This is a genomic window from Spirosoma luteolum (assembly GCF_054778875.1).
In genome coordinates, this window is record NZ_BAAGZE010000002.1 from 1 (window position 1) to 19,868 (window position 19,868).

The window sequence follows — 19,868 nt, forward strand, 5'->3', positions numbered from 1 at the left end:
GTTTACGGTCCAGTTGATTAAGGGCAACATTGATTCGCTCGAAAGTGCCATCCTGCTTCCACTGATCAAAATAGTAGTAAACGGCCTGCCAATTGGGCCACTCGTCGGGTAAGTTACGCCACTGGCAACCCGTTCGTAAGAGCCATAGAATAATGTTGACGATCTGACGGGGGTTGTGTTTACGCTTTCGTTTGAGATTGAAAAAAGGCGAAATTGCGGCCCATTGAGGGTCGGTCATCGGACCGCCGAAGCGGTGGCTTCCACTGTTTGGTCATAACTCTGTAGTTTGGCGACCACAAAGTTGGCACGACTCTCAAGTTCTATCAATTCCCAAACACGTTCTAAAGGAACATTAGCCCCTTGGTGCACTCCATCAAAAGAGGCGAATAAGCGGGTGTGGTGGGGCATACCTTGTTTCTCCATCCATGCCAGAGCATATTGTGCTACTAATGACCCCATACTGGGCCCAATCAGAACAAAGTCTTCCTGCATAGTTGATCCGTATCGAGAGTATAACTCTTGCATCAATTTAGCCACCGACAAGGCATTGGCTTCAATGAAGTCAGATCCCCCCGATGTGGGACCACTGTCGGCCAAGTAATCGTATATGATTATATCATAACCCTGCGCCCTCAATTCATCCGCCAAACGTTTTTGTGAGCCTCCCTCGTCGAATGGTGCATTTATAAACTGCGCATAGATATTCTCAACAAATCGTGTATTTGTAGGATCAAAACCATCAATAAAGACAATTGGCTTGGTAACCTGGCGAGACTGACAATTAGCATTCGAAAAGAAAATATATGCTTTGCCTCTAGCTGCTCGCGCACTACCATTTCCGTCGTACTCGAGAGAAGAAAAGGGGAAACCAGTAACCTCAAACTGATCCACTCCGCTACATCCGCTAAGTTGAATTGGCGGTCGGGATTTGACAAATATTTTGGCAGAAGCGCTAAAAGTCTGATTATTAGTTAACGTTATGATGGTTTGCATTATAGTTTCGCCACCTGGTAAATAAACAGCCCACCGGGTTGTTGAATTCAAAGGAGAACTAGCTACACGCCACCCTTGGCCATCATTAAAATTAACTTTGATTTCGCTAATCTGCCCAGACATACTACCTAACAAGTAGTCTGGTTTCAGATCAAAATAGTGAGTCCCCTCCTGTATTTGTTGTTCAGGTTTGAAAACAGGAGTTGATATAACTGCTCGTGCCAAGACGTATGGTGAGGACTGCCGCCCCGGTACGTCGTATAATTTAGAATCTTGAATATATAATCGGTTATCTCGCACTGCTGATGAATCGATATACTCAAAATTGTGGCACATTACACCAACAGGATGCACAAATTGAGAATTATCAACTGCAGCCTTGTCGGCCAGATCGTATGGATTCAACCACCGTTGATTTGACATGTTGAATGAACCCATCCATAACTCCCAAACAGCCTGATGAAAATGATCGCTATTTGAACTAGGGCTATCTGAATTGCCTGTGTAATTAACCAAGCCAGATAAAGGGGCAGCATAATCGTAAAGTGTTTTAGTCTGCATTACGCTTTTGTCCAACTGGGAAAGTGCCTGAAAAGCGGCAGCGTTGGACGTATTCTCAGCTAAAGGCCTAGGTTGAGCATTACTCACAAAATGGCATAGCAATGCCAAGCACAGTGATACTGTGTAGGTAAACCGTTTGAACATAAAGGTGACAGATATAGAAATTAGAAATAGATATATTTAGTACCTAGCAAAAAAGAGCTTAAATGAACCGTCCGTGATGCGGGCAATGGATTTATCATTCATGTTTTGGGCTTCGTAATAGAATATTCCTTCCATCACTGGCCTAGATCCATATTCAAGTTTTGTGACGATAAACTTGCCTTTAGAGTTTGCATTAGTGTAATAGATGTTGGTGTATTTATCATTACTGTATGTGCCCCTACCGGGTGGGTAAGTGGTTAAATCGTAACTTCCAATTTTTATTGGCTCGTTTAGTTTCACACCAATACCAATGAACTCATTACTGTTTCTTGCTCCAATAGAAATAGCGGTATCATTGACTGTTATGGCAGATAAAGTAGTTGATTTCCAAGGTCCTTCAGGCTTGAACTCATTACCATTTACCCGACATACGAACTCGTCACAATTATTACAGACAATATTGGGACTCGGATTACAACTATTAAACAATAATACTAGTATGGTAATAGATGGTAAACTAGGTATATGTTTCATTGAAGAATAAATTTAATTGAGTTGAAGAAAGAATATTAAAGTGAATAACTATCCTTTAGTATACATAAGTTATCAATAAATTTATTTATCGGTAGGTAGTATCATACAGGGTGATTGCATCAAAGGGTAAGTTGGCTTAACAGAGTTTTGAGATAAGCATCGTCACGGGCGGCTCTCTTGCGTTTACGCTTTAGACTTAGTTTACTTTGCTCCCGACTTAGCAGGCTTAAGGCCAGTTTTCGAACCGTGGTCAGATTACGCGGAGCATGATCTTTGCGCACCCGGCAAGCGTCTTCCCCAAATGTTACGTCTAAATACCAGTGCAACTCGTTCTCAACGCTCCAGTGTCGACGAATATAGTGCCCCATAGCAATGGCACTACATCCCGATAAGAAACTGATATAGAATCGTTTGCTTCTTTCCTCCTTGTCGTTGAGTCAGCGGATCGACTCCACGTATACCAAACTATTGATCCCAACCCATTCGGTTGTGGCATCCAATAGAGCCAGCGATTCACTCACCCAGACGGTTCGTTTCCCGGCCCGGCCATGATCTAAGTCACGGCTCAATGCCCCAATCAAACTCGGTTCTAACCGCCCAAAGTGGTCGACTACCTGCTCATATAAACCGTCTTAATTGGCTTTCAGACCGATCACAAACTGTGCTTTTTTATCCTCCGCAATCAAGCGTGTAATTTCTTTTTGACAACCAATGGCATCAATGCTAACTACCGCGCCGGTAATGTAAAGTGGTGTCAGCAAAGTGGGAATTGCGTTAATCTCATTGGTTTTGTGGGCTATCTGACGCTGAGCTAGGCAAATTTGCAGGGCTTCGGCCCACAGGCTAACAATCTGAACAGAAGCTTGTTTGCGGCCTGCTTTGACCGTACCGCGTAGTTGTTTGCCGTCAACGACCAATTGCTTTCAGCTTAAAAACGCCACAATTTGCTTACCCCATTGAGTGAGTACTGTTTCGAGTTGGGTGGGCTTAATCAAGCGAAAAACCCGATTGAGTGTGTCGTGAGAAGGAATGCCACAAGGCAATGCCAAAAAATCAGCCAACCACTCCTGTTTGTCGCAGGCGTAATCATATATTTCTTCAAAATCTTCACAGTCAGCCAGAAAGCCACACAACACGATCATGATAATATCACTCAATTCGTGATAACACTTGCCGCTTTGACGGGGGTCATCAACTTCAAAAAACAGTTCGGCTACGTCCACCAGGCAAAAAGGCCTAACTTATCCTTTCATGCGATCACCCTGTAGTATCATATGAGTAAGTAATATTTCTCAATAATTAGTCTTATCCATTGTAATGTAGTAACAGTTTTCACAGGTGAGGTCTATATACGAAGCAGTGTTCGTTTGCTAATGATAACGATAAGTGGCGATGTAAGCTAGTAGTAGCGGTCGACTGCATCAATCACCGTTACGACCTCAATCAAGTGTACTTGTAGAGAGAAAACGGGCTATTATTCGGGTTGATATCACAAACAAGAGTAAATATCAGAACGATTTATTGCAAATCAGAAGCAAATCACAATAGTCTGCCAGGCAGCGGTACTTGTGAGCTACTTTGCTTTGCCCTTCGACGCTAGTCACACTACTCTGTATAGAGAGCGTTGCTAGTATTTCTGAGCCCTGCTATACGGCAGCTGGCATACTTGAATTAAGTGTTTTAGTCGGATTGTTACGCCGGATAAGATGGTTGGAAATATGAAGCGTAGTATATGGCCTGATCTCTATTTTTACTATTACTGCCGTTTGGCCTTGATTAGTTTTGATACACCATTGTGCATACCATCACTTACTTCAATAACAGTGGCTGTCATGAAGCCAATCGGTTTGCCGTCAACATCAACGTTATATTTAGAAGCGTCACTTCTGTCGCGTGCAAGTGCGAATACGTTCCTGCTGTATTCTGTAGATTGACCTAACTTAACAATTATTAGCTTAGCTAGCAAACGAGTATAATCGACTTTGCTGGTCTCGTAATAGGCCGACGTCGTTGCGGTTGGTATGGGGATAACTTCTTCGCCTTCCTGAAAGGAGTACAGGGTATAAATACCCGTCAGATCTGCTGTGAGATCAGGGTTTGATGCTGGTAGACTGTCATGCTTACAGCCTATTAGTGATCCCAGGATCAACAACGTCACAAACCGTTTTCCTTTCATAATCACAAACTGTCTACTGAATAATATGCAGAGTAAAAGAGCATTGTTGTAAAAGGTAGCCACTTGGCTGAAATTAGCCATTGTTGGTTAGGAAAAGTATTGAGTGGAGCATCTTTTTCGACAAGCCAGGAAACGATTTATGCGTTATCTGGCTTGTCGGCTTTCGGGACCGCTTTCTCGATGTTTCTTTCTTCCTAGACTAACTGTTTCGTTTGATATGTCGTTTAACCAGCAGTTTGTTCAACATATCCTGCTTAAGCTTTTCCTTGTGCTGAGATTGCTCTGTGCGCACTGCCTGCTTCTGGCTCAGTTCTGTGGCCAGCATAGGATCTCTTTGCAGCTGCAGATCAATGTAATCACGCAGTAGGCTATTAGTTTGAAGTAACTGCTCTACCTGCTGTTGGGTCTTCTTAAGCTCGTCAAGAATAGCCCGCTGTGCCGGCTGATCTTTGAGCAGGTAATTACCAGCAGCTGCTACAGCTGCACCCGTTGCCACTACACCAATGTTCTGCAACGAGAAGGCTAGATCACCCGAAGACTTGCTTGGGCTCTTCTTCTTAACCTTCTGCCGAGCTTGGTAAGCTTGCTGCCGGCAGGACTCGCCACAGTATGTGGTTCGCTTATGTCGAGATTCAAATGGAATGCTGCAATGCTTACACTGTTTGACCTCAACAGGCCGGGGTCGATAATAGCCCATACACCTACTTTTCCGTGAAGTTATATGCATATTCACGCAAAAGTAGGGCCAGACTCACATGTATAACGAAGTTGCTAATATGGGTGGGAGGCTCATTAAAGCACTACCGCATCGACCTTATCCTCAATCAGGATTCTTCTTGCAATGGGGCGGATTTGCACGCTGAGAAACGGCTTTTATAGTTCTGTTAAGTTGGATATTGATATTCAGCACCTTATCGAAAAGGTTATCTGAGAAAGGGACGTAGAAACGTCCATTCTAGTCAATTAGGAGTGGTAGTTCAACTTATTAGAAAGGAATTCCTTATTGATGAGCCATACTTAACTTATTGATAAACAGGCCTTAACTAAGGCATTTGTTCACTAACGTGTAAGTCTGCCCCGTTGGAAGAAGGCCAAGTTGGCGTGAGGATTACTCACGCTGGTAGATGGTCTGCTGCGGTAGAGTGCAACGCCGTATTTCTCATTGGTCCAAAACAGTAAACCCCGCCGGGTTGAAGGACGGGGCTTACTGTTACCTATTTGCCGTGCAATAGCAAGTCAAAATCACGTTCTACCTCTTCGCGGAATGGATGCTCGGGACGGTAATACATACTGGCATAGATTCGCTGGCTCTCGTCGCTGTACTGCTTACGAAGGATGCCTAACGGAGCTAGATGATTATCGTACCAGATACCAAATAACTTATGGCGACTTTTTTCATATCCCCCGGCAGTGTCGCATGAGAAATAGACAACGGCTACTGGACTTGCGTTGAACAACCTGATCAACTCTCCCATAACTGTCAATTCTACTCGCTCATCGTATGAGCGCTTACCTGACCCTGTAGGTACGTAACCTGATAAAGCGTAGAGACCAACTGTAACGCAAGCGTCACCGTAAAGAGAATTGTTTGGCTCGCCCTCGTTTTGAGTAAACGAAAGCAAGTAATTGATCGAATTGTCACTTATGAAGTGACCCTCTGTTCCGTTATTTCGATAACGAACTGGGTAAGGTGAAAGGGTTGACAAATTTGACCCCTTTTGGCTTGTCGGCTTCATCTCTTGTGATGAAATACTTAGCGAGTTGCTGCTTGTCCTCTAGCATCTTTTGAAAGGTGAGCTTGGGACGATGCTGTGCGATCTTATTCATAACTCAGTCCGGTAGAGTTGTGAGTGTACTATTGCCTGTTTGTATACTTAATAAAAAGGTCCATAATCCAAACAGGTACCAATACTACAAATAGCAAGTGGATACTGTTCCTTTAAGGCACTTTTATATTTTCGGCCAAGAAGCTAAGTTGTAAACAGCTCCCTTAGGCGCTCTGACTGCCTACTACGGTAAAGGTATGTTGGTATGGTCGTACTAAATCGGACAGTGTTCTTGCGTAACTTCGATTATCATGGCAAATCCCAACAAACCAATCACTCCGCATCGCAAGTTCGACAAAGCCTTCAAAGCGGAAGCGCTACGCATGATTGATGAAGAACAATCTGTAGCTCAGGTTGCTAAAAGCCTCAACATCAGCGACCAACTACTTCACACATGGAAACACGCTCACAAGAAGCAACTATAAAAGCAGACAGGTAACAGCGAACTGCTGGCCGAGAATGAACGACTCAAGGCCCAACTCAAACGGGCTGAGATGGAGCGCGATATATTAAAAAAAGCATAGCGATCTTCACTCAACCGAGCTAAAGGCAATGTACCGTTTCATTCAAGAGCAAAGCCAATACTTTCCTGTATTGATGCTTTGCCAGACGCTGAAGGTTAATCGTAGCGGCTACTACGAATGGCTCAGACCGACCCCCATCTCATCAGTGAAAGATACTGATAGCCTGTATGTTAAGGCTAATAAAGCTCAGAAAATTAAAGACTTATTTAGCTTACATCGGCGTCGATATGGTAGTCGACGTCTGGTCAGTGAGATGAAAGACCGGGGTGTTAAAATAAGTCGGGACTTCGTCCGTAGGGTACTGATCGAGAATCAGCTAAAGCCCATCCAGCCGCGTAGCTTCTTACCGCGTACTACCACTAGCCGTCACGCGATTGGTTACTCGTCTTGAGATGGTCTGATTAATCGGCACAGTGGACTTTGCTTAACTTGCAAGATCATGCAGCCCAAACCATCTTTCATGGGTAAGAACAAGAGATGTAAACTAAAAACGACATACTACCTATTCAGTCGTTATCGTCTGGATTGACCTCCTCCCAGTAAACTGGACCAGTCTAAAGTAGAGAGTTCGGTCGGACGGCCGATGCCGCGATTTTTCGGTACTTTAAACAACCAATGATCGCTTATGAAAAAGACAAAATTCACTGAAGCACAGATCGTCTTTGCCCTTCGTCAGGCCGACACCGGAACGGTTGTCGCCGAAGTTTGCCGTAAGATGGGTATTAGCGAAGCCACGTTTTACAATTGGATCGGATCGCCGAAGCGAAAAGAAATATGGCGGACTAGGGGTTCCCGAACTTCGTCGGCTTCGTCAGCTCGAAGAAGAGAACCAGCAACTGAAGCAGTTAGTAGCTGATCTGAGCTTGGACAAACAGATGCTTCAGGACGTGATCAAAAAAAAGCTCTGAGGCCAGTTCAACGTCGGGGGCTGGCCCAAAGCTTAATGACGGACTATCAAGTTTCGAATCGTCGGGCTTGCGCAGTGGTGCTGCTGGGCCGCTCTACCTGGCACTATAAGGCTCGACGCCGGGATGACTCGGTACTCCGGAAGCGGATTAGGGAGATCGCCGCTTCGGCGGTCCGACCAAACCCGAGTTCGATATGGCTGCCAGCGTATTTTTACGTTGCTCCGGCGGGAGGGGTGGCGCGATAATCATAAGCGTGTACACCGCCTATATCGCTTGGAAGGGCTTAATCTGCGTAGTAAGCGTCCACGACGGAACAGAACAGCGGCTCATCGACTGGATCGACTTGAACTCTCTACTATTCATCAGTGCTGGAGCATGGACTTTGTGGCAGATCAGTTGTTTGACGGCCGAAAAATCCGGGCCTTAACTATAGTTGATAATTATAGCCGTCAATGCATGGCGATTCACGTCGGCCAGTCATTGAAAGGAGACGACGTAGTAGCGGTGATGAACCAGTTAAAAGTAATACATTTGGCTGTTCCCGCGCGAATTCAAGTCGATAATGGCAGCGAGTTCATCCGCAGCGGCGGACCGCTCAAAAGCGCTTGATTTGTGCGGGGCGGCCCGTGCCGGCGTATGATAATGGGGTAACATTGGATTTTTCCCGGCCTGGCAAACCCACCGCGCGGCGTCCGCTGACAACCCGTTTATTGAGTCGTTCAATGGCAGTTTTCGGGCGGCCGCCGCGCGGATGAGTGTTTGAACGCTCACTGGTTCTTGTCTTTGGAAGATGCCCGCGAAAAAATTGAGCATTGGCGACAGGAATATAACACATTTCGACCTCACAGTTCGCTCGGTGGACTGACGCCCGATGAGGTCGGAAAGGGCAGTAAAAGAGAACAAATGACCGTCTGATCCTCAATCTTTGAGCGGTCCGGAAATTGGGGGGACCTCAGTTGTAGCGCTTGCCGTCGATAACTTTACCTGTTATGGACGATTTATTCGAGGCTAATGTTGAGTCGTGTTTCTCTCGAAATTGTGCTCATCTCCTTTTGTGAGCCGGCTTTGGCTGGAGTTTAAACCACCTTTGGGATGACCTCACTGCTTATCTACTCTTGTTTTTTTCGGTCTAGGCCCTGCTGGGTCTTTGAATAGTATACCAGCTATATAACGTGTAGGGGTGGTGACCACGTTGATTGCACCGTGTGCGACCATACTATCCAGCCGAAGAAATTCATTCAGATACTGCTCATTGCTAAGAATTGTTCCTTTTTGACTGTCTGTAAACTGGTAATTGTAAAGGAACTCAGCCGCCTTTTTTTGTTTATCAGCAAAAGATAACTCACTGGCTTTCTGCAAATCATTATTAACGAGCGCATACTGAGTCGCTTTTGGGCTAACTTTACCCTTACGGCGAATGATAAAGTTTATCCATTTGACCGCTCGCCCCTCCTTCTGTTCGGTAATGACAATATCGAGATAAGTTTTTCGGTTGATCTCCGAGATGGCGTTCGAGAGTACCATCTGCTTAAAGTTAGAGTACCGGACGTATTTCTGCGCGTTCAGCAGTTCTCGCAGCTCAGTCACTTCCACGCGCCACAATCCTGTGTCGATGAAGCGTGTCAGACGCGGAAAAAGGAGTTGGGAGTACTCGCTGCTCAGTGATACGGCGGCACTCAATTCATACTGTGAATAGCCCTTACTCAGGTCAATGAAGAAAGGCAATACCATCGAGTTGACAATGATGTCAAAATATCCTTTATGCGACTCATAGTGTATGTAAGGGATTGGAACGATAAAGGTATACTTACCGCGATCCTGATCGAAGATCTTTATTTTTCGCGATGTGACCCGATCCAAAATCTTAAGGATGACATTGGTCTGCGCGTGCGAATTTTCACCCACGAATACATCAGAGTAGTGAATGCGAAATTGCCGGTCCTCAACGCGGTATGACTTTACATCAAACGTTTGCTCAGCCTTTAATGCTTTCAGTATATTCCAGTAAAGCCGGCGCTCGTGCAAAGAAAACTCTGACCGACCTAAGAGCAACGTAAGCGGTTCGCGTATGACAACTTCATCGTTCATAGACTCAAATAGTAGCAATACATGCAGAAAAGCAATTTTTACGGCTAAATCCTTGCCTACGGAATTGTTGGGAAAGCAGGCTATTTGCTCTAATACCTTGCCTAGAGAATACTTAATTGTTGATTATCAGTATTTTATGACTATCAACAATGTTTAAATTTTTAAACATTAGTACCGTTTATTTCTTGCTTTTATAAGCTCTAGGTAAGGTCTCGTATATGCAGAAAAGTTTATGACTCTATTTTATTGCCATACAACTCTGATTCATTGCCTATACGACTCTGACTCATTGCCTCTACAACTCTAGTTTATTGCCTTTACCCTTCAATGTTGACTTTTATTTATTGCCTAACTACTCTAATTCCTTGCCTAACTACTCTAATTCCTTGCCTCAGATACACTTATCCACATTGTAATGTGCTGATTACTAATAAGTCACGTTATGATTATCCACAGCTACAATTATCAATCTCAGAACAATTTTAAAAATACAATTCTTGATTCTGAGTTCGTCAGTGAGAGGTTCCAATTAAAAAAATCAATAAATAGTGCGAAGCCAGTCTCAGTAATTGATAGTTCTTTGGAAGTATATTTACTTTAAAAGTAAACTTAACTTGCTAAACAGATTATGGAACCCGACGATACATCCCGAAAACGGAAAACGTATGAGCCCGCCAAGTATGCCCGCCTTCTTGGTGAGCTAACCAAGCTAATGAACGTTGTCAATAAGTTGCAGCCTGATAGAAATACCTGGGACATTGAAGGCGATTGGAACGGTACAGGTGTGATATATTTCGTTGACAGCCGCGATCAGTCACTTTTTGCTGACTATGCGCATTTTGACTGCCGATCCATCAAATTAGTCAACTTCGGACAGCCTGCAACCCGCCTGACTTTCTTTAAGAAGCACAAGTACATTTTGCTAAAAAACAATGACTTGAGCCGTGACGATAAAGTAGTCCGAATTACTAACTACGTCAACGAATTGATTGTCAAACGAGCCATCAGACTTGACAATGTTGAAAAACTGACAGGGTCCGCCCTATCCGATGAACGTGGCACAATCGGAATGATGGAACAGGAGATCAAAACCTGGCAGGAGATACTACGTAACGTCGACCAGTACGATTTTGCCGTTTCCAACTACCGCCGAGACTATCAGTACGTAACTTTAAACTATAAGTACCGTGTGACTGAAGAGCAATACGCCAATACCCAGGAACACCTCCTGAACCCGCAGCGGGATAACCAGGGCATGATCACCCAGCAGCGCTACAACATAATTTTCGTAGAACTCCGGGATATCAACCGCGAACATCCCCACCAACATAAGGAAATCGAAAACTTCCTGAACAATTTTACCGTGTTCACGCAAACGGGTAAGCAACAACTTTACGCTCGTCCCAAACCACCTGAACCCGTTGACGAGCCTTCACCGCAATCGCCCCGGGAATCAATTGGTGCGCCACCCATGACAAAGACCGATTTTCCGACCAGTCTCTTCGATTAGGTAGATTGCTTGTCTACAACGTACTGTCAGTCGTTTTGATCCGAAGCCTGCTGCTTTTTCAGGGTCTGTTTATCAATCGTCTCAACAAACGCTTTTTTAAACTGCTCACCCATGGGTATCCACTTACAGGAAGCGTCGCGCCGTATCTGCACCTGATCCCTGCCGACGACAACGATCTTGCTGTATGATACGATAAACGATTTATGGACACGGGCAAATCGTTTCGTGGGAAGCTGCTGATCCATATCGCCAATTGACATCAGCACCGTGATACGGTCATTATCTGTGAAGATAGAGACGTAATTTCGTTCACTTTCGATCCAGCATATCTTGCCGTAGTCGATGCGCTGCAGCCTGCCTTCCGACTTAACGAAGATAGCGTCTTCATCAGCACTTTCTGATGGGGGTTCGACTGCGTTGATAATCAGTTGACGCGCTTTCTGTACTGCTTTGACAAACCGGTCAAACGAAAACGGCTTGTGCAAAAAGTCTATGGCGTTATAATCGTAGCTTGGCAGTGCATATTGAGGGTAGGCTGTCGTAAAAATGTACCGATGCTTCTCCCCCATGATGCGGACGACATCCATTCCATCGACAGCGTAATTGGGCATCTCAATATCAAGGAATACCAGGTCAACGGCCGTAGTTTCCAAATAACGCAATGCTTCTAGTGGATCCGTAAAGCTGCCCATCAGCGCTAAAAAGGGTACCTTGCCAATGTATTTTGACAGGTGATCGATGGCCATTTTTTCGTCGTCCAGTATGATACAGGAAATCATCATTAGTCTTGTATTATCAATTGGCAGCTGAACATGTTATCGTCCTGACTTACATCAAATTGGTATCGGTCTGGATAAGTCAAATACAAGCGCCGTCGCATGTTCGTGAGACCGATGTTGTTGGACGCAAATCGTTGTTTCTTGTTTTTCAAGTTCCTGGTAAAAAATGAAATTGACGCATTGGTAGCGTCAATTCGTATGATGAGCGGATTTGCCGGGTCATTCAGGCGACCGTGCTTGAATGAGTTTTCAACCAGACCGATGTAGAGAAAGGGGATTATTACTTTATCCGCAACAGGTCCAGTAACGCTAAAGTCAATACAGAGTTGGTTACCGTTCCGAAGCTGATGTAGCGCAATAAACTGCTCGAGATAGTTTATCTCTTCAGCCAGATTCACCTGCGTCAGATTATCCTGCATGGTGTAGCGCATGATATCGGAGAGCTTCAAGATCGCATCAGCCAGGTCCTCCGAGACGTCCGATGCTTTAATGTAGAAGTAATTTAGGGTGTTGTACAGAAAGTGAGGATTTAGCTGCGCCTTCAATGTCTTCAGCTCCGCACTTAATGCTTCCTGACGTAGGAGCAGCTTCTGTTCTTCAGCCTGTCGCTTTTCCCATTCCCGTTCCTGCGCCTGGCGATTCGATGCATCAATAGCTTCCCGGATATCATGGGTAACTGTGGGGACCACTTTAAACATGGACAGCGTGGTGTCCAGACAGAAATAAGCTGTCAGGAAGGCCACAAGTATAAAAACGAACCACACGTTTACGTAGCGTGATACGGTAGGCGGATTTAAGCCATTGGCTTGTAGAGTTGCCTGCCGCTGGAGTGCCCACGGTAGGTGCTGTTGCAGGCCCTGTTCGTACCGTTGGGACTCGGCCGGCGTGAGGTAATTATATTGGTAGGTATAGCCGACATCGACAAAACCCATGTAGAGTAACAAACCAAGTACCACGATTGTCCAGCCCAGCGAAGCGGGGCGCCCCAGAAGCATCGCACTGAGCACAATCAGCGAATGACCCAGGGCAAAATCGGTAAGAATCGAATCATGGCTTGGGTTGCCTACCCCAGCCATGTTACAAAAGCTCATCAACATAATTGAACCGATGCTTAGCCATCGTAAGCGTAGCTCGGTTCGCTCAGATCCAAGGTGGAGACCCAAACCATTGGCTTCGGCCCGCAGCAGTCTAAACGTATGGATTGCTGTCAGCAGGTTGGTGCCAGCCACGAGACTGTAAACAATGGCTAAACCATCATGCGGCACAAACCGACCCGTGGCCAACTTTTCTGATCCCAGGAAAATAACGACAAGACACAGGTACGTTACGTTGACCGACAGCAGCAATCGACGCCGAGTCTTGGTGAGTGGCTTTGTGAGTTGCTGACGTGATTTCTCCAGCAACTGCTTCAGGCTTACTTCTTCTGTTTGCATGGGTTGAATCAGGTGTAATCGAAGGAAGAGACGTAAACAGGCTGACCCGCCCGAAAAGCATCTATTGCTATGCCCACCGGTTTAATCATAACGTGCGTGATAACGTCCTGCTGGTAACCACTTAACCATCCTTTCCCGGGTTGATTGACCAGTTCATGAACGGGATCGCTGGCATCGAGCAGCCACAGGGCAGAATGAAAGCCAAAATGGGCTAGTACACTTTCGAGGAGTGTCGTTAACAAAGTCGATGAGGGTCGCTTTAAATAAAGTCCTTCGAGTGCTACAAAGGCGTAATTGGTGGGGTCGAAGAACCGCCTGGTCACTGACAACAGCGGAGCCAGGTGCATGGTAAGCCACCCCCCTACCCCCGGCATGTTCAGGAATCGCCAATGAACCGGGTTGGCCTGAATACCAGCCACAACGATACCTTGCTCTTTTAGCACAAAGTAATTACCCTCGTAACCGATTCCATGGAATGTTGTCAGGTTGTGACGTCTGTACGAAGTTTCCAGTTGGGCAAGTAGACCAGTACGGTCGGCTTCCGACAAAACAGCAAATCCAGGGGCAAGCGTAGGCTCATACCGCCTGAAAATATATGTTTTCAGCGTACCTATGGAGGTAAACCCTTCCTGCCCCGAAATACGCATTGACCGCGCGTTTCGGGCTTCGATGTAGGAATAATATACAAACGGCTCCGGGCAGACCTTTTCTACGAACTGCACCGCCTGCCGCTTCAGCAGGTGACCATACCCCTGACCAGCCTCACTATGATCAACGACCAAATAACGGCCGTAGAATCCACGTATAGGACCTGTTGGGCCATCTATAGTTCGCTCGTCGAGACAGTACATGCCGACAAGCGCCGTGTCTCTATATAATTGAAAAAAAAGGGGGTGCGCTAACTGATTGATCTTAGCTTCCTGACCTGTCTGCTGGTAACGGACCCCGTTTGTACCGTACTCAGCTCTTTTTAACAAGCTCACGCAGGCACTATCGGGCTGTTTGGTTACGGTTAGGACTAAATCCTGGTGCTGATAAAGTACACCATAGTCTGGTTCGATATACATGTACATATAACGCTCCAGGCCTGCCAACAGGCCCAATCATGGAGAGCTTTTTGTCCTTTATATCTGGTATTTCGTCCTTTCACCAAAGGCATTGGTGATTGACTGCAGCAATTGACACGCGAAGCAGCACCTTCAGTCAGTTTCTCTATACGTAAAACGGGCCAAGGATTCGCCCTATTCAACCGATCCGCTCTAACTGCCTGCCAGGTACGCCGGCCGTGGCTTTGAGGTAACACCCCGATCAAATTATTTCCTATACGGACTCGGGAGCGACAGCTTATGAATCCATTGATTAGCTATGTGTGCGTGTATTCCTTCCCATTCGACTCAATACTGGTTTGCTGGCTCTACCCTTACGGAGCTGCAATTGAAAGACCAATTCGTAAACACAAACAAGTTAGACATTCATCAGCTACATGCAGTAGCCGATTGGCCTACGTTTCGAGCGCTTTACGAGACCCTACGTAATCCGTCCTCACAGTCTGCTGTACTGTTTGTCGCGTTGAGTTCGCTGACACATCCAGCTATAGCCAGCCTACGACAATTTGCGAACGAGCACACACGGTGTCGGGTAGCGATTTATGTCGACCGGCCCGATCTGGGAAAACTTATTCATGTATTTGACTGCGACTTTGCTGGTTACATAGCATTGGGCGATGGCGTGGCTGAGTTCAACGATTTATGTCGAGTACTTGATGACGGTCACTCCTACTTCAGCACGCGGTTTTGCGATTTGTTGCAACAATATGGCTTCATAATTGCGCCGGAATGAGCATGGCATGTGTAATAAATTACATAGAATCTATTGCGATTCAATAGCTTTATCTAGAAAATGCACCGTAATTGCACGGTAGTTGAGAGTGTAATCGCGTAAGTGAGGGTCTGGCTGCACTAGACCAATTCGTATATATGGAAAAGAAACCTAAGCTCTTGTACAACGATATTCTCGAACTAATCGAGTTTCGGGCTATAAAGCAAGGGCGTATTGCTGGAGTAATGAAGATGTCATACAACAATTGGTATAAGACCAAGCAACGGCATCTAAGTAACCTCAGCATCAATGAAATTGATGAACTGGCTATGTTCCTTGAACTTCCGCCGGAACAGGTATTTAGTCTCTGTTATGCTGTATATAAACGGGCTTGGCTGGAACAGCAAAATGCCCCGGCTCCTTCGACAGAAGTAGAGTAAATTAAACACTAAGCTATTCACCCGCCCGAAGCGGGTTTTTTTTATGAACAAAGGGGAGCAAAAAACCCTTGAAGCAAGGGGGTGTTAAAGATTAACTAATTGAAAAACAGGTTTTTATATAAAATTACATAGCCGTAAATTCAAGTAATTAATCAGCGGATTAACCAAATAACCCCGCTGATTGTACGGCCCTCATGATATGTTTTTGTAGCCCTGCCCGTGTCCGATTGGCCATCGACAGTCGTATCAACCGTGACTTGATCGTCACTGCCCGAATGCAGGGGTTTGTGTTCAACAACCCGCACGAAGATTTTCCTATGTGGGAGCGCGTCACCAACGCAGACTTGGAGAATCCCGCCTTTATGTGTACGCCCGATTTGATGTACTGGCTAATGGGAAAGGCTATTGAGGCCACCCTGTTTCAAATCTATTTAATCCGGCGAAGGAAACAACAGAGCCCCGCCAACGCCTTATAAGTATTACTTATTCCCACTTCTTACTTTGCTATGGCACAGCATATGAACCCCTCCGTACAGATACTGTATAACCAAATTGGCCGCATGGCCTTCTTCATGATGGGCGCCAAACGCTTTCGCGTTGATAATCGGGCAAACTCGCTACGATGGCAAATTGCAAACTCAAAAATTGATAGCGTTTGTGTTCGCTACGACACCGCGAGGGACTTATACGAGGTTTCGTTTTTGACTGAGACTGCCAAGACCATTTCCGAAATCGTTATTGAAGGCGTTGAGGTGAGCGAATTGCATGCTACGATTGAACGCATGACGGGGCTGCGGCTTTCGCTTTCTTGCGTATATAAATAAACGAAGGGCCGTTAAAGGCCTTATATGAACTAAGGGGTAGGGGAAAAACAACCTGAATCAAACGGGTTATTAAAGGTTTATCTTGTTGATTTATAGTTAGTTAGCTTATGTTGAATTGGCTATTTTTATATCAGCAAACGGCCTAACGGTTGGGCCGGATAAAACTCAAAACTTGCTGATCGCCATGCGCAAAGCCAATGTTAATAACCAACTTTTGACGACTGATTCTTGGGACACCATTTGCTTTCCTGTTAAGTCCGTTCCCGCCCGCGACATTCTGCCCAACCCTTACCGGGTCATTCCCACCGACAGGCAGCATTTTATCGTGGGTACTATGCCCAGCGAGGAACGGCAGATTTTTGCCGCGCAGTCGCCCCGTTACTCACTTATTCCCAATTCGATTATCCGCAACGCGGTGACAGAGGTAACAGGCATTGAGCAGCCCGTACACATTCGCTACAGCCGGAACGGCGAATATGCCATCAACGTCATTTTGCCCGACGAAACGACGGTAGGCCCCAACGACGTGATTCAACGACAATTGACGTTTACCAATTCGTACACGGGCAAGTCTCAGTTCACTATTCAAGGTACGGAGATGAAGCGGGTACGAGAACAAAAAGTACGGGTAGCCTTTTACCGTCAACTCTGTTCGAATGGCATGATGGGATGGGCCGACGAGTTTGTAAGCCTAGATCAGTATCTTGATTGGCTGGTAACGGGCCACACGCCCGAAAAGGCAAAGGTGAAAGGGCTGGAATGGGTGTATGAGAGTGCCGAAACGCTACGCGCCTATCAGCACATCTTTACGCATCGGGGTATCAACCTGAATCAGTTCCAGGCCTTTCTGGTCAACTTCCTTCGTGATTTTCTCCGTTACGCGCAGGACTGCCCCAGCCCCACGCAGGACGTGTTTACCGTTATGCAGGACACGGCCGTGACTGACCGGCAGGTAGCAGCACAACTGGTGCGCAAAGTGGGTGTTTCACAGAAACTCGTAGATGCGGCTATGGAACGTATGGCCCTGGAGGAATGCGTGTTGAGCACCGGGCCAAACGCTTGGCTTTTGTACAACGGCGTGAACCATGCGCTGTTCAATGGGAATTCGGGCCTGACCCTGCCCGCCCGCTACGCGCTCGACGAAAAGGCTTTCCACGCTATTGCCGCTCACTACATTTTGTAGTAAGCATCCTGACTGCCTTTAAGGGCAGTCAGGATGGAATAAAGGGGTAGTTTGCTATACAACGTATTTATTGAGTAATCTATGCAAAAAGAAGTGTATCGTTTGTACTCGTGGTTAATAAATCTGTCTTACGATTTGAGCATTTATTGAGAATGGATGTGATAAAAACAACTGTTCTAAATCTAGCAACTAGTTGCTGGTAGACGAGTGACTAACTGATCCGTGGTGCCACCAAAAACTGCTGTTCTGACTTCGGTATGACTCATTTAGTACTGATCCGCTCGTAACAAGTTGAAGCAACGATGATGATACTGGCTGGCCATTGAGCTTGATCTGGCCTATTGTGCACGACTGGCCATTTCGCCCCACCACACTGATGCTGACATACCGGGTACGAGGATGTAAATCGATAACCAGCGAACTGCGCGAGCGATCCGTGAGCTCTTGCACCACAAAGCTCTGTTGCCGCTTTCGGCGATTGTGCTGATACACTTGCAGGCGAAGGTCATGGGCTCGATTCGGCTGGCCTACCCAGCTAATCTGCTCACAAGTAATCCTGAGCTGGCGTTGGCTCAATAGACTATCCACCAAAGTTGGCGCCAGTGCCAGATAAACCCCAAAACGCTTCGGGGAAGCAATTTTAACAAAATCAGTTGGGCGGGAAGATCCCAGAAAGACTAAACCGTCAAAAGCTAGGGGGATATGGTGACTGACCGCTTGGTAGCCTACGCCCTGTCTCGAGGTACCATAGGAAAGTCGTGGCTGGTGCGCCTGAAAAAAACGCATCGAGGTAGTGTGCCGTAGATCAAGTAGCCCATAGCTAGCTGGCAGCAGCGCCCCGAGTAGCCGCCCCATGCCTTTCCGGGATCGAGGCATCCGCACAGGTATACTATCTGCCCGCCGGTCGGACCCACTCAGGAACCGACCGCCATCAATCTCAGTGCCTAGGGCGCAATAAGCCGCTCCGTACATTTGGTGCAGATAATGACCCAGGCGTTTGACGCCTACAAATCCGATCTGATAACACGGAAGCTTTTCAATATGGGCGTTGTGGGCGATGATGACAACGATCTTGGCCCCTGGACGCTGCTCCTGCAACCATCGAACGCTGGTGAACATGGCGGAGTCACGGGAGGCCTCCGACTCCTTGGTGTGAATCGCCCAAGCCAGTTGATGTTGGGATAACAAATGACGTTGCCAACGATCCGGCAACGCTACAGAATCGGGCTGGCTACTGGGTGATGCCTCCAGGTACCGATTGAAGGTGGCTTGCAGGGCTGCCTGAATTCGGGGCGGGTAGGTCGCCTTCAATTGATGAGCCGGTATGAAGCTTAATGTAGCTAAGATGGAATCGTCAGTCGCCGGTAACATTGCTCTGGCCTGCTTTCGTAACATCTGAGCCAGTCGAATAGGCGAATCTACTTCCGTACCCACGATCCAGATGCGCTGTTCAAAGGGGCGATGACGGTTTTGCTGGTGGATCCAGCGGATCAGGTCGACCAGCGGAGTGGCAATCGACTGAGCCTCGGCTAGCGGTGCTAAAGCGTCATCTAACGTACCCTGATCAAGCAGTACGTATCGGTTGAGCGCTAACGTCGCCAAGGCATCGATCTCAGCCAAGACGACCGTATTAAAGCCCTGTGATTGGCACAGATCACGGGCTAGTTTGGTCTGCAACTGGGCGGTTTGGTGAGTACCGTGGGTCACTTCGCCAACAGCGACAATAATTTTACCATTGGTAAGGGGCCTAAACAGGTTTAGCTCGCTGGTATCGGTAAGGGCTTGGGGAGAGAATGGCGTCACGCTTTTTTGCAGCCGGTGGAGCTTGGGCTGCTGGCCCCGAAGTGGAAGACAGCCAAGCCACAAGGTTATTACCAGTAAACTGCCAAGACGTAGACAGCGTGAATCCATTTGAAGTCGGTTAAGCTATGACTCAAGGGAATGGCACAAAAGTGCCTTTTGAGGGCCCCATCTCCAAGGAGGCAGGCCTAGATTAAGCTTTTTTAAGTCAAGTAGTGATCCGGGCAACGAGGCCGTATACTACCAAAGTAAGTCATCTCGTTAACCACCCGTTTATGCGAGTGAGTAACTAAATTACTTCTACTTGCCTAAGTTGCATAAATACCC

Annotated in this window: 21 protein-coding genes and 3 pseudogenes; 10 read left to right on the forward strand and 14 right to left on the reverse strand. The window is 46.6% G+C overall.

Translation table 11 applies throughout. The annotated features are described in order from the left end of the window. The 9 genes and pseudogenes from ACYVAC_RS02400 to ACYVAC_RS02440 all read right to left on the reverse strand — a co-directional run. Positions 1-238: transposase (locus tag ACYVAC_RS02400; RefSeq protein ID WP_461095967.1), on the reverse strand; the 238-nt coding region annotated here is incomplete at its 3' end. Next, positions 235-1,698, reverse strand: a complete 1,464-nt coding sequence (locus ACYVAC_RS02405; protein WP_461095968.1) for an esterase/lipase family protein — start codon at positions 1,696-1,698, stop codon at positions 235-237. The genes ACYVAC_RS02405 and ACYVAC_RS02400, both read right to left, overlap by 4 nt. A 36-nt stretch (positions 1,699-1,734) precedes the next feature. After that, on the reverse strand, positions 1,735-2,232 hold the full coding sequence (locus tag ACYVAC_RS02410) for a DUF6252 domain-containing protein (RefSeq protein WP_461095969.1): 498 nt from the start codon (positions 2,230-2,232) through the stop codon (positions 1,735-1,737). Positions 2,233-2,351: 119 nt separating this feature from the next. After that, positions 2,352-2,654 (reverse strand): annotated as a pseudogene (locus tag ACYVAC_RS02415) (ISAs1 family transposase); the annotation flags it as partial. Between the two features lie 210 nt (positions 2,655-2,864). Beyond that, positions 2,865-3,455, reverse strand: a pseudogene (locus tag ACYVAC_RS02420) (ISAs1 family transposase). Between the two features lie 533 nt (positions 3,456-3,988). Next, positions 3,989-4,489, reverse strand: coding sequence for a hypothetical protein (locus tag ACYVAC_RS02425; protein ID WP_461095970.1), 501 nt, complete (start codon positions 4,487-4,489; stop codon positions 3,989-3,991). Positions 4,490-4,607: 118 nt separating this feature from the next. Beyond that, the gene (locus ACYVAC_RS02430) at positions 4,608-4,922 is read right to left on the reverse strand and encodes a hypothetical protein (protein WP_461095971.1); all 315 of its coding nucleotides are present in this window, start codon (positions 4,920-4,922) and stop codon (positions 4,608-4,610) included. Positions 4,923-5,622: 700 nt separating this feature from the next. Beyond that, the gene (locus tag ACYVAC_RS02435) at positions 5,623-6,144 is read right to left on the reverse strand and encodes a DUF6169 family protein (protein ID WP_461095972.1); all 522 of its coding nucleotides are present in this window, start codon (positions 6,142-6,144) and stop codon (positions 5,623-5,625) included. Further along, the gene (locus tag ACYVAC_RS02440; RefSeq protein ID WP_461096051.1) at positions 6,074-6,235 is read right to left on the reverse strand and encodes a hypothetical protein; all 162 of its coding nucleotides are present in this window, start codon (positions 6,233-6,235) and stop codon (positions 6,074-6,076) included. The genes ACYVAC_RS02435 and ACYVAC_RS02440 overlap by 71 nt, the downstream gene beginning before the upstream one ends. 250 nt (positions 6,236-6,485) lie before the next feature. Here ACYVAC_RS02440 and ACYVAC_RS02445 point away from each other — a divergent pair, with 250 nt between their 5' ends. The 6 genes and pseudogenes from ACYVAC_RS02445 (at position 6,486) to ACYVAC_RS02470 (ending at position 8,581) form a co-directional block, all read left to right on the forward strand. Continuing rightward, complete coding sequence (locus ACYVAC_RS02445; RefSeq protein WP_461095973.1) at positions 6,486-6,659, forward strand: transposase; 174 nt, start codon at positions 6,486-6,488, stop codon at positions 6,657-6,659. A gap of 172 nt (positions 6,660-6,831) precedes the next feature. Continuing rightward, the gene (locus ACYVAC_RS02450; protein ID WP_461096045.1) at positions 6,832-7,149 is read left to right on the forward strand and encodes an IS3 family transposase; all 318 of its coding nucleotides are present in this window, start codon (positions 6,832-6,834) and stop codon (positions 7,147-7,149) included. Between the two features lie 234 nt (positions 7,150-7,383). Beyond that, positions 7,384-7,614: a transposase gene (locus ACYVAC_RS02455; protein WP_461095974.1), complete on the forward strand. Its 231-nt coding sequence runs from the start codon at positions 7,384-7,386 to the stop codon at positions 7,612-7,614. 175 nt (positions 7,615-7,789) lie between these two features. Beyond that, positions 7,790-7,915, forward strand: a pseudogene (locus ACYVAC_RS02460) (IS3 family transposase); the annotation flags it as partial. A 126-nt stretch (positions 7,916-8,041) separates the two neighbouring features. Next, entirely contained in the window at positions 8,042-8,275 is a 234-nt protein-coding gene (locus ACYVAC_RS02465) for a DDE-type integrase/transposase/recombinase (RefSeq protein ID WP_461096046.1), read from the forward strand. 174 nt (positions 8,276-8,449) lie between these two features. Then, positions 8,450-8,581, forward strand: coding sequence for an integrase core domain-containing protein (locus ACYVAC_RS02470; RefSeq protein ID WP_461095975.1), 132 nt, complete (start codon positions 8,450-8,452; stop codon positions 8,579-8,581). 183 nt (positions 8,582-8,764) lie between these two features. On the opposite strand, the gene ACYVAC_RS02475 is transcribed toward ACYVAC_RS02470, so the two are convergent. Next, the gene (locus tag ACYVAC_RS02475; RefSeq protein ID WP_461095976.1) at positions 8,765-9,754 is read right to left on the reverse strand and encodes a RepB family plasmid replication initiator protein; all 990 of its coding nucleotides are present in this window, start codon (positions 9,752-9,754) and stop codon (positions 8,765-8,767) included. A gap of 628 nt (positions 9,755-10,382) precedes the next feature. Here ACYVAC_RS02475 and ACYVAC_RS02480 point away from each other — a divergent pair. Beyond that, a complete protein-coding gene (locus tag ACYVAC_RS02480; RefSeq protein WP_461095977.1) occupies positions 10,383-11,264 on the forward strand; it encodes a hypothetical protein in 882 nt (293 codons plus the stop codon). 26 nt (positions 11,265-11,290) lie between these two features. On the opposite strand, the gene ACYVAC_RS02485 is transcribed toward ACYVAC_RS02480, so the two are convergent. The 3 genes from ACYVAC_RS02485 to ACYVAC_RS02495 are packed head-to-tail and all read right to left on the reverse strand — an operon-like array spanning position 11,291 to position 14,543. Then, positions 11,291-12,046 (reverse strand): LytR/AlgR family response regulator transcription factor, encoded by a 756-nt coding sequence (locus tag ACYVAC_RS02485; protein ID WP_461095978.1) that lies wholly within the window; start codon positions 12,044-12,046, stop codon positions 11,291-11,293. Further along, positions 12,046-13,476, reverse strand: coding sequence for a sensor histidine kinase (locus tag ACYVAC_RS02490; RefSeq protein WP_461095979.1), 1,431 nt, complete (start codon positions 13,474-13,476; stop codon positions 12,046-12,048). The genes ACYVAC_RS02485 and ACYVAC_RS02490 overlap by 1 nt, the downstream gene beginning before the upstream one ends. Before the next feature lie 8 nt (positions 13,477-13,484). Then, positions 13,485-14,543, reverse strand: coding sequence for a hypothetical protein (locus tag ACYVAC_RS02495; RefSeq protein WP_461095980.1), 1,059 nt, complete (start codon positions 14,541-14,543; stop codon positions 13,485-13,487). Between the two features lie 909 nt (positions 14,544-15,452). On the opposite strand from ACYVAC_RS02495, the gene ACYVAC_RS02500 reads away from it, so the two are divergent. The 3 genes from ACYVAC_RS02500 to ACYVAC_RS02510 all read left to right on the forward strand — a co-directional run bounded on the left by ACYVAC_RS02500 (position 15,453) and on the right by ACYVAC_RS02510 (position 17,741). Further along, entirely contained in the window at positions 15,453-15,734 is a 282-nt protein-coding gene (locus tag ACYVAC_RS02500) for a hypothetical protein (protein ID WP_461095981.1), read from the forward strand. Positions 15,735-16,240: 506 nt separating this feature from the next. Next, a complete protein-coding gene (locus tag ACYVAC_RS02505) occupies positions 16,241-16,558 on the forward strand; it encodes a hypothetical protein (protein ID WP_461095982.1) in 318 nt (105 codons plus the stop codon). Between the two features lie 115 nt (positions 16,559-16,673). Beyond that, on the forward strand, positions 16,674-17,741 hold the full coding sequence (locus ACYVAC_RS02510; RefSeq protein WP_461095983.1) for a hypothetical protein: 1,068 nt from the start codon (positions 16,674-16,676) through the stop codon (positions 17,739-17,741). A 189-nt stretch (positions 17,742-17,930) separates the two neighbouring features. On the opposite strand, the gene ACYVAC_RS02515 is transcribed toward ACYVAC_RS02510, so the two are convergent. Then, positions 17,931-19,652 carry an erythromycin esterase family protein gene (locus ACYVAC_RS02515; protein ID WP_461095984.1) on the reverse strand — a complete coding sequence of 574 codons (1,722 nt, stop codon included), beginning with the start codon at positions 19,650-19,652 and terminating at the stop codon, positions 17,931-17,933. Positions 19,653-19,868: the final 216 nt, after the last annotated feature.